This is a genomic window from Mesorhizobium sp. M1409, from assembly GCF_040317535.1.
Taxonomy (GTDB): Bacteria; Pseudomonadota; Alphaproteobacteria; order Rhizobiales; family Rhizobiaceae; genus Mesorhizobium.
The window spans coordinates 1-9,700 of sequence record NZ_JAMYKV010000099.1; the positions used below are offsets into that span (position 1 = coordinate 1).

Consider the following 9,700-nt stretch of genomic DNA (forward strand, 5'->3'; position numbering starts at 1 on the left):
CCGCGGTGAAAAAGACGCCGAGCCGCCACCTGTCCGCCGCTCAGCGGCAAACAAACCCAGATCCGTCATGAATAAGACGGGCTAGTGGTTTACGCCTGACATAAGAGTCCTCTCTGATTGGGGTCGTTGTGGTCAATGTGCTCCTGGCACTTTTTCTCGGACCGTTCCGCGGGTCACTCGCTACTCTTCGCGGTCGGCGCTTGGGGCCGCCGCATGATGGGGTCAGGAGAGCGAGACGTCTCAATCTGGATCACGACCTTGCGAACCTTGGTTCGGCAGGTTCAGGACTCTCAACGAGATCGCCTCGCCCATCGTCCCCACGGAACGATCCGGGCACGCCCTTTCGGGCGAAAGCTTTGTTCGTGTTCCTTGCTCCTTTGATCTGTCTCGGGTCACGATGCCAGTGCGGCAGGCTCCTTTCCAAAGCGGAACTCGGTTGCGTCGGCCCACATGCGGTGCAGTATGACGACGGCGCGCCAGAGCCAGTGCTTCTTGCCGCGGATCGAAACGACGGCCTCGTCGAGATGCCACTTGTCACCCAGCCGACTCGCTGAGCGGCGGCGGATCTCGCTGGCAAAGGTCCGCCCGAATTTCTCTGCCCAAAGCCGGACTGTCTGATGCGAGACAATAATCCCTCGTGCCGCCAGCAAGTCCTCGACCATTCGCAACACGGAAATAGAGCCAGACAGCATGGGAGATGATCTCGGCGGGAAAACGGTGGCGGCGGTAGAGTGGGTCACGCTCTGTCATAGCCCGTCATCGCACATCGGTATCCAAGCTTCGTTAAGTTGACGATGCCTTTGAGAGGCCTCCGGGACCGCGCCATCCTGCTCCTGGGTTTTTCGGGCGGGTTGCGCCGTTCGGATCGTCGGTCTCGACGTCGCCCGCGACGACAAGAGCGACGGCGCCGGCTGGATCGAGATTTTTTTCCGACAAGGGGGTTCTGGTGACGCTGCGCGGCAAGACCGGCTGGCGCGAGGTCGAGGTCGGCCGCGGCTTCCAGCGACCTCTCCTGCCCCGTCGTGGCACTCGAAACCTGGATCAGGCTCGGGCGCATCGCGAGAGGCCCCCTCTTCCGCCGGATCTTCAAGGACAACAAGACCGTCGATGTCGAGCGGCTCTCCGACAAGCATGTCGCCCGCCTGGTCAAGCAGACCGCGCTCGCCGCCGGCGTCCGCTCCGATCTTCCGGAAGGGGAACGCGCGCTGCTGTTTGCCGGGCATTCGCTGAGGGCCGGCCTTGCCTCCTCGGCCGAGATCGAGGAGCGGTAAGTGCAGAAACAGCTCGGCCATGCCTCGGCCGAGATGACGCGCAAATATCAGCGCCGACGCGATCGGTTCCGGACCAATCTCACCAAAGCTTCCGGGCTTTGAAAGGCCCCTCCCCCGCTTGAAGCCGGCTGCCGGCGTTGGTCAGGATGATGTCGCTGGCGACAGCACCTCTTCGAGCAGGGCTGTTGCAATGGCAAGGCTATCAGCTGCCATCTCCTCGTAGTCTGGCATGATCATGAGCTGTGCGATCGTCCGTCTGACGAACTCCGGATTCAGCTCTGCAAGCCGCTCCCTTGTTCGAGCGACACGATCCGGAAATGCCCGGAGGGCACCGACAACACCGGCTCGATGCGATCGCGCGGCGGCTGCGATATCGAAGATGTCCCGCGGTCTGGCCTCCGCGCCTCGGTAATAAACCTTCTTGGCAATGATCTCGGGAATGGTCTCAAGCCATACCGAACGACCTTCTACCTCTCGCTTTTCGAAAGGTATACCGGTCAAGGCCCCGGCCACGATGAAGTCAATCTCGCCCAGGCCCTCGAACGCGAATTTCTGAAACCTCGTCCCGTCGCCGTCATATGCGGCAGGACCCGTGCTGAAGCTCAGTTGGCTCTTGGACGGGTCAATGAAGCCGAGTAGCTGAGGGTCGTCGAGGAAGATATCGACGTCGTGGCTTTCGCGATGGTTGATCTGGATCATCATCGCCGTGCCGCCGCCAAACGACCATTCGAATTCAAAACCTCCGGCCTTCTCCCGGAGCTGGTCGATCAGATCGGCAGCAATGGCGAAAAGCCGCCGCCATTCGGACGGTCGACGGCTATGGACCTCGATCATCAGGCAGCGAGTTGATAGGTCTCGCCGGACCAGGCAGAGAAATGGGCAGCGAAAGCCTTCAGATCATCGACCGCTATCTGGTGCGCGGCGGCGAACTCCATCTGCTGCTCGAACGGCACCTCTCCAAGGAAGGCACTGACCTGCCCAGGATACTGCTTCGCCAGATCTAGATCCGAAAGACAATGAGCCAGCGCCACGCCGTCGAGCTGTTCGCTGTAGGGCGCGTTCACTGTCGTCAGAACCAAGGCCATATGCTCACTCATAGTCATGCAAAATAGTCAATTCGTGGATGGGGCACAAGCTGCGAGACTCGGGCACTGCAAATGGCTCGGGAGGCTAACAATCGAGCTACAGAAGCGCGCGGGCTCGAACAGCATTCGGCCGGCTGCGAACCGATCTACATCCATTGGCCTCGAACCTTGATGTAGGTTTCGTCCATGTGCCATTTTCCAGTGACGCTCCGCTTGCGCCGGTTGAAGCGTTCAAGCAGCAGAGGCGAAAAATGCACGACCCAGCGGTGGACAGTGGTCGACGTGAATGCCGCGCTCGGCCATCATCTCTTCCAGATCGCGCAGGCTGAGATTGTAGGCAAGATACCAGCGAACGCACAGCAGGATCACGGATCGATCAAAATGGCGGCCTTTGAACATGACAAACTCCCGGAAAAAGAGCAAGCGTCATGCAGCAAATGACCTTTCCGAAAAGTTTGCGACAGAACCCTGGATGCTCGCTGTGCTCTTTGCAGAGCGGCGATGCCGGGCATATCGGCCGATCCTGTCTAGTGGATTGATCGAAACAAAAGCGTCCGATTTTGGATTCCTTTTCGGCATAGGGTGTGAGACGATAACGCATGCGTACAGGGATCACATTTGAAGTTTCCGCCGCGGACCGGGGTCCGCTTTGATTTGCGAGGTGGTGAATGCCCGCAATGATGGCGACCGCTCCCAGACCCTCGCCGCTCATCAAGATGAGCTTCGCCCGCCACACGTGCTTTTGTGGCGAGCTGCCTGCCGAAACGATCGCGTTCAGCCGAACAGGGTCGGCAGCCGAAACCTCGAATGTGATACCTGTACGCATTCAACATGAGTTGCATCTCAATCAATCCACTAGCAAGGTATGGATTTCGTTGAACGCTTTTCGAATCCGACTCTAAATGGGTAAAGCCAGAACAGATTTACGGACCGCTGATCGAAACAGACGGGAGACTTAAATGGTGGATTCGTCCGGCGCAACAGACCCTCTCAACATCGGCAATCTGCCAGATGATATGCTGAGAGAGACATTCAAGCGGGCAGTCAAGCAAGCCGACAGCGTCGCAGCTTCCCAGAGAAGCATCAATGCGTTGCGCAATGTCAATCAGAAGTTCCGAGCAGTTGTTGATAGCGAGTTTCGCGAGGAAACACGATCCGCTCGTTTCAAAGAGGCCATAATTGACGCGGGTAATTCAGCTGGGACTAGAACTGCAAATGACATCATCATCTATCATGACGTGGACGGTCTGGCCACGAAGTACCGTATCAAAAAGTTAGCCGCGGAGCGCGACATCAATGCCGGAATGAATCCCCCTGCCGCCATTGAGCGCCATGACGTGGACGATCCGGTCGCGCAGAACATGCTCAAAGAGCACGCTGCGTTGCGCGACATCAATGCCGGAATGGATCCCCATGCCGTCATTGAGCGCCATGACGTGGACGATCCGGTCGCGCAGAACATGCTCAAAGAGCACGCCGCGATGCGCGACATCAACATGGTTGCCGGTACAGTCGTCAAGCCCCATCCCCTTGTTGCCGCCGGAAAAGTTGCGACACGCGCAATTCGTGGCTTCTTTTTGGCAACAGGACGGCGCATCAGGAACCTAGGCTCCGCGGGTAGGCTGCAAGCCGCGATGCGCGATATCAACGCCGATCCCGAGATAGTTGCCGGTACCGTTATCGAGCGCAATGGCGTGGACGATCCAGTCGCGAAGAACAAGATCAAAGAGTACGCCGCGATGCGCGACATCATGGCTGGCGTGGTTGCCGGTACCGCTATCGAGCGCAATGGCGTGGACGATCCCGTCGCGAAGAACACGCTCAAAGAGCACGCCGCAGTGCGCGACATCGAGGTTGGCATGGTTGCCGGTGCTGCTATCGAGCGCAATGGCGTGAACGATCCGCATGCGCGGGACCGTATCGAATTGCGCGCCGCGGTGCGCGACATCAAGGTTGGCATAGTTGCCGGTACCGCTATCGGGCGCAACGACGTGCACAATCCACTCACGCAGGACCGTATCAAATGGTATGGCGCGGAGAGCGACATCAAGGGTGGCGTGGTTGCCGGTAATGCTATCGAGCGCAATGGTCTGAACGATCCGGTCGCGAAGAACACGCTCAAAGAGCTCGCCGCAGTGCGCGCCATCAACGCCGGCGTGGTTGCCCGTATCGCCTTCGAGCGCCATGGCGTGGACAATCAGGACACGCGGGACCGTATCAAAGAGCAGGCCTTGAAACGCGACATCGGCGCCGGCATGTCTGCCGCTATCGCCCAGGAGCGCCATAATTTAAATCCGTGCACTCTGAACAGCAGCAACCTCTACACCACCAGGGGGCTGGATGAACGTTCTCGTCAGGAGGAAGGACGTGAGCTCTGATCTTTGGACCAAATGCCGGCAACACTTCCACCGGCGATGTCACGTTATCAGGAGCTTAGACCAATTCTCATCATTTTGAGGGATTGGGGAATGCGCCCATTCGCGCAGGCCGATAGACAGGCATCGTCAACTTAACGAAGCTTGGATACCGATGTGCGATGACGGGCTATGACAGAGCGTGACCCACTCTACCGCCGCCACCGTTTTCCCGCCGAGATCATCGCCCATGCTGTCTGGCTCTATTTCCGTGTTGCGAATGGTCGAGGACTTGCTGGCGGCACGAGGGATTATTGTCTCGCATCAGACAGTCCGGCTTTGGGCAGAGAAATTCGGGCGGGCCTTTGCCAGCGAGATCCGCCGCCGCTCAGCGGGTCGGCTGGGTGACAAGTGGCATCTCGACGAGGCCGTCGTTTCGATCCGCGGCAAGAAGCACTGGCTCTGGCGCGCCGTCGATCAGGACGGTTTCGTCCTGGAGGTTCTGGTGCAAAGTCGTCGCAATGCCAAGGCGGCCAAGCGTCTGATGCGCAAGCTGTTGAAGGGCCAAGGCCGCGCGCCGCGCGTGATGATCACCGACAAGCTTCGACGGTCGTAGATACGTTCTCACGCTACGTGCCGGTGCTCCACCCACGCTTCAGTTACCGAGCCGAGGATGTGGTCAGGATGCTGGAACAGGTCTGCCCCAAGATCGGCTATCCAAAGACGATCCGGGTCGATCAAGGCTCGGAGTTCGTCTCCCGCGACCTCGATCTGTGGGCCTACACCAGGGGCGTCACGCTCGACTTCTCGCGACCGGGAAAGCCAACGGACAACGCTTACATCGAAGCCTTCAACGGCCGCTTCAGGGCGGAATGTTTGAACGCCCACTGGTTCCTGACGCTTGCCGACGCGGCCGAAAAGTTGGAGGATTGGCGCAGATACTACAACGAGGTGCGCCCCCATGGCGCAATCGGGCACAAGGTTCCGATCTCGTTGATCAATCCCGATGGCGCCGTCAGCCCGCCATCGTGAAACAGCCGGAAAACTCCACCTTCCGGCGGTCCAAAGAATGGTATCGGATCAAAACCGCCGAGGCTCTAATTGCCGCTGGATGAAAATTCGGTGGCAGGTCAGTGCCAACGGTAATGTACCTCGACCTCCTGCCCAACATGGGCAGAATGACCCCGAGATTGCCATCGGACGATACAAGGGGCTGATCGGACGGCGCCTGCGTGCACGCTCTCTTTCGGCTCAACAGACCGAGGTTGCCATCGGTTGCACGTTCTCAACCGCATGCTGGCATGGGCACGCCCGGAGTCTATCCGGCGTCAAGTCACGCAGGCATAACCAACTACATTAAAGATCGAAATGCGTTCGATTTCATATCCGCGCACCAACGCCCCGCCACGACATCTCATCCACCCATCATCGCGAGCTGCGAGCAATAGCCATGGAAACATGGCGCCAGATCGCACGCCTTCATGCCGCCTGAACCAAAGGCAGAACTCCAAATCGTGCCTTCGCAGCGTTAAGTTTACGATGCCGATCCGCGTCCCAGTGGCTGCGCCCCAACAGCGACTGCATCCGATAGGGCCGCTCCGCTCCGGACTGCTCAGCCATCAGCCAGCCAGTCTTGCGCTCAATGCCGGAAAGAAGGCCGTCAAGGAAATCTGCGCCCGTGTCCCGCAGTTCACGACGAGGAAGCACCCGCCCAACCCGCGCCTTCAGCGCTGTGAGTTCCTGCTCCCAAGCCAATAACGACCCTGACCACGAAGCGACAGACATGGCTCCCTCCATAACCTGTCGAAGGGAATCAGAAAATCGAATGATCCGCAACTGTAGTACTAGTTTCCTTCGCCATCGATGATGCCGAAAGCCGAGTTGGAGTGAACCATAGACTCTCTGGAATTGCAGGTGTAACGCGATATCAGTGTATTGGATCGCACTTGGGTGCTAGCATTCGAGCAATGGAAAATCGAGGGAGTTGGATCATGGATCATGACAGATCACAGGCCGATAAACCCGAAAGTTCAGCTCGTGATGGTGGCAGACCTACACGAATCACGGACCTGCCAGAGCCAATTCTAACTGAGGTGGCAAAGCGGCTAGCCACCGAAAATCCAGTTGAGACGCTGCGAAAATTGCGCAATGCGGCCTCACATGCAAGATACCTGCCGGGTGGACGCTACTTGTGTGAGTACCACGCGGAACGCATGCTCGATGAAGTTGCATATCATCCGGCCCTGGGTGAGGCCTATACCCATCAGGCTCCGCCTTTGGATCGTAACCTGAGTTCGACATCCGGCCACAGCGTAGAGTCGCAAAGTTCCGACGTTGACAGCAAGATAAAGAACGTGAAAGAATCAGTTACGGATTTGGCCGTAAGTGTCATGGAACGAGGGATTTTTGTGGATGATCTAATGTCATCCATTCGCCCGATCGCAAAATCAGTCAAAGAAGCCCACGATAGCGCGCGGGCCGAATTGATGTCTAGCGAGGTGCTGTCACATTGATTTTGGCTTAACGGTTTGACGATAAGTCAGGTTGGCATGGTCGAAGCATGCGCCACCTACAAGAACCATCGCTTCCCGATCGAAATCGTTGCTCATGCCGTCTGGCTTTATTACCGGTTCGGGCTGAGCCTGCGCGATGTTGAAGAAATGCTGCTGGAGCGGGGGATCGTCGTCTCCTACGAGACCATCCGCCGCTGGGGAAAGAAGCACAGTCCCGATTATGCACGTCGCCTGCGCCGCAAGGCGCCATCGTAAAGACGATGTCTGGCATCTTGATAAGGTAGCCGTGCGCATCAACGGCAGGCGGTGCTGGCTGTGGCGCGCCCTCGACCAGGACGGCTATATGCTGGATGAGATCGTGCAGACCCGCCGCAATACCAAGGCGGCCAGGCGTCTGCTCATTCGTCTGCTGAAGAAGCAAGGCCTGTCGCCGAAGCGTATCGTCACCGATAAGCTGCGCTCCTATTCAGCGGCAAGACGTCAGGTCATGCCCGATATCGAGCACCGGTCGCACAAGGGCCTCAACAACCGGGCGGAGAACTCTCACCTGCCGTTTCGAAAGCGGGAGCGAATTCGGCAAGGCTTCCGCAGCATTGGCTCCCTTCAGCATTTCGTCTCCGTCTTTTCCGCCATACGCAATCTCTTTGTCCCCTCCCGCTCAAACAGGTCCGCCACGCAGATCCGAACTCACCGCCTCAATGCCATGGCAGAATGCAAGGCCGCGGCGTTGCAGATTGCCTGAAAACAGCTGTGGGCTTCCGCGCCTCCACGCTTCAAACAATGTGACAGCGCCCTCGCCAGGGATGACTCTACTGCTTAAACTTTAAACGATCGCAGATTGGTACGAGGAAACCGAAAATGGAAACACCGGAATCGGCCGAAGTTCTTCATAAATTCCTGGCGAGAAAGAGGAAATTGAATTCAACGGAAGCGAAAGCAATATTTGAACGTGACATCTTAGGTAGCATGGCAGTCGAAAATGGAGGGCTGAAGAATCCCATCTTTCTTGTTGTAGGCGGACAGCCGGCATCGGGCAAAACCTCTGCAATTAGGCAGTTACTGAATAAACATGATCCCGACTACACTCAAGTGGTAAGCGAGAACGAACTCAAGTCTTTTCTTCCCGACAACAACCGCGCTCGACTCCGGGGATCTCATGTAGTTGAGGAAATAAATCGCTTCGTCGTTTTGAACTGGCGCGATCAATTGATTGAGTATGCGATACGGCATCGATCGAATATCATCGTGGAGACGCGCGATACCCCTAATTACATCCTTCTCGCGAGGGCTCGTCACATTGGCTACAAGACAGAGCTAAATATCGTGGCCACAGATAGAATCACTAGTTTTACCGCCATGCATGATCGTTATGACCGCGGGCTGTCGCAAGGTTCCATCGCCACTATCACCTCTCCAGATGCTAAGGCGCACGATCTTAGTTATTCCGTTTGGCCATTCATAGCGGCTTCAGCCGTTTGTTCCGACTCTTTTGCTCGAATAGCAATCATTCGTCGAACGGGCGAAATAATCTTTGAAAATAAGCAAGCCAACGATCCCACTGGACCGATGAAGACGATAGGTGAGCAGGGCGTGATGCAGGCACTTATGATTGCCCGTAATAGTTCATTGGGAAAAACTCACCGGGACGAGATTCAGAATATCTGGAACAAGCTCGAACAGAGCGATAGGTTCGCTCGACATCTACCTTGCGCTAACCTGCCAATAAAATCTTACAAGGCGGAAATAGGCCTGGCGCTTAACAATCAAGTGGATTTTGATCCATACAAAATTCCGGCTGACGATCAGCGGCATATGGCCGAGATGTTCGTTCGAAATGTTAAGCGAGATGAAGACTTTATAGTGGCAAATCTCGGTGATCCGTACTGTTACGACAGTCGTATCATTAGGAGAATTACATCATGCCATAATATATTACAAGAGGCGTTTCTCGGAAAGTCTGCAATTGCTAGAACAGGACCATCGGATTCGACCTTTGCTCCTCAAGAGGATACAACCTGGGGCACTCCCCATCAGGAGCCACTTTTACGGTCATCCATTGTGAAGCGGAAGAGGACAGATTATGCTAGCCTGGTAAATCAATCGCCGCAACAGGTGTCTGATGCGGCTAAATTGCAGCGACCAAAACTTTTGGTCGAGGTGTCCCCATTTTCATTTTCCAAGCGGCATACAGGCGCGGGAATGGCCAACGATGCAGCGCTGGGCGGCATGCAGGGTGAGCATTCGGCTGCTTCTCAAGAGGATACAGCCTGGGGCACTCCCCATCAGGAGCCACTTTTACGGTCATCCATTGTGAAGCGGAAGAGGACAGCTAGCCTGGTAAATCAATCGCCGCAACAGGTGTCTGGTGCGACTAAATTGCAGCGACCAAAGTTTTTGGTCGAGGTGTCCCCATTTTCATTTTCCAAGCGGCATACAGGCGCGGGAATGGCCAACGATGCAGCGCTGGGCGGCATGCA

At 56.7% G+C, this 9,700-nt stretch carries 5 protein-coding genes and 9 pseudogenes; 8 read left to right on the plus strand and 6 right to left on the minus strand.

Going from position 1 to position 9,700, the window contains the following annotated elements; translation table 11 throughout:
• Positions 1-467: 467 nt before the first annotated feature.
• A pseudogene (locus NKG99_RS34630) lies at positions 468-750 on the minus strand (transposase family protein); the annotation flags it as partial.
• A gap of 50 nt (positions 751-800) precedes the next feature.
• On the opposite strand from NKG99_RS34630, the pseudogene NKG99_RS34635 reads away from it, so the two are divergent.
• Positions 801-1,373: pseudogene (locus NKG99_RS34635) on the plus strand (tyrosine-type recombinase/integrase); the annotation flags it as partial.
• A 39-nt stretch (positions 1,374-1,412) separates the two neighbouring features.
• Here NKG99_RS34635 and NKG99_RS34640 read toward each other — a convergent pair.
• From NKG99_RS34640 to NKG99_RS34655, 4 genes and pseudogenes are all read right to left on the minus strand, one after another.
• Positions 1,413-2,105 carry a nucleotidyl transferase AbiEii/AbiGii toxin family protein gene (locus NKG99_RS34640; protein ID WP_352873901.1) on the minus strand — a complete coding sequence of 231 codons (693 nt, stop codon included), beginning with the start codon at positions 2,103-2,105 and terminating at the stop codon, positions 1,413-1,415.
• Positions 2,105-2,356, minus strand: a complete 252-nt coding sequence (locus NKG99_RS34645) for a hypothetical protein (protein ID WP_352873902.1) — start codon at positions 2,354-2,356, stop codon at positions 2,105-2,107. Before NKG99_RS34645 ends, NKG99_RS34640 begins: the two co-directional genes overlap by 1 nt.
• A 152-nt stretch (positions 2,357-2,508) precedes the next feature.
• Positions 2,509-2,755: pseudogene (locus NKG99_RS34650) on the minus strand (transposase family protein); the annotation flags it as partial.
• A 277-nt stretch (positions 2,756-3,032) separates the two neighbouring features.
• Positions 3,033-3,182: pseudogene (locus NKG99_RS34655) on the minus strand (IS630 family transposase); the annotation flags it as partial.
• A gap of 133 nt (positions 3,183-3,315) precedes the next feature.
• On the opposite strand from NKG99_RS34655, the gene NKG99_RS34660 reads away from it, so the two are divergent.
• The 4 genes and pseudogenes from NKG99_RS34660 to NKG99_RS34675 form a co-directional block, all read left to right on the plus strand.
• The gene (locus NKG99_RS34660; RefSeq protein WP_352873903.1) at positions 3,316-4,734 is read left to right on the plus strand and encodes a hypothetical protein; all 1,419 of its coding nucleotides are present in this window, start codon (positions 3,316-3,318) and stop codon (positions 4,732-4,734) included.
• Positions 4,735-4,902: 168 nt separating this feature from the next.
• Positions 4,903-5,317, plus strand: a pseudogene (locus NKG99_RS34665) (IS6 family transposase); the annotation flags it as partial.
• Positions 5,317-5,742: pseudogene (locus NKG99_RS34670) on the plus strand (integrase core domain-containing protein); the annotation flags it as partial. The pseudogenes NKG99_RS34665 and NKG99_RS34670, both read left to right, overlap by 1 nt.
• Before the next feature lie 82 nt (positions 5,743-5,824).
• Positions 5,825-6,057 (plus strand): annotated as a pseudogene (locus tag NKG99_RS34675) (hypothetical protein); the annotation flags it as partial.
• 189 nt (positions 6,058-6,246) lie between these two features.
• Here the strand turns inward: NKG99_RS34675 and NKG99_RS34680 are convergent.
• Positions 6,247-6,495, minus strand: a pseudogene (locus tag NKG99_RS34680) (IS701 family transposase); the annotation flags it as partial.
• Between the two features lie 206 nt (positions 6,496-6,701).
• Between NKG99_RS34680 and NKG99_RS34685 the strand changes: the two are divergent.
• The 3 genes and pseudogenes from NKG99_RS34685 to NKG99_RS34695 all read left to right on the plus strand — a co-directional run.
• On the plus strand, positions 6,702-7,223 hold the full coding sequence (locus NKG99_RS34685; protein WP_352873904.1) for a hypothetical protein: 522 nt from the start codon (positions 6,702-6,704) through the stop codon (positions 7,221-7,223).
• A 47-nt stretch (positions 7,224-7,270) separates the two neighbouring features.
• Positions 7,271-7,965, plus strand: a pseudogene (locus NKG99_RS34690) (IS6 family transposase).
• A gap of 116 nt (positions 7,966-8,081) precedes the next feature.
• Positions 8,082-9,700, plus strand: a 1,619-nt coding sequence (locus tag NKG99_RS34695; RefSeq protein ID WP_352873905.1) for a zeta toxin family protein, incomplete at its 3' end; no start/stop codon positions are given.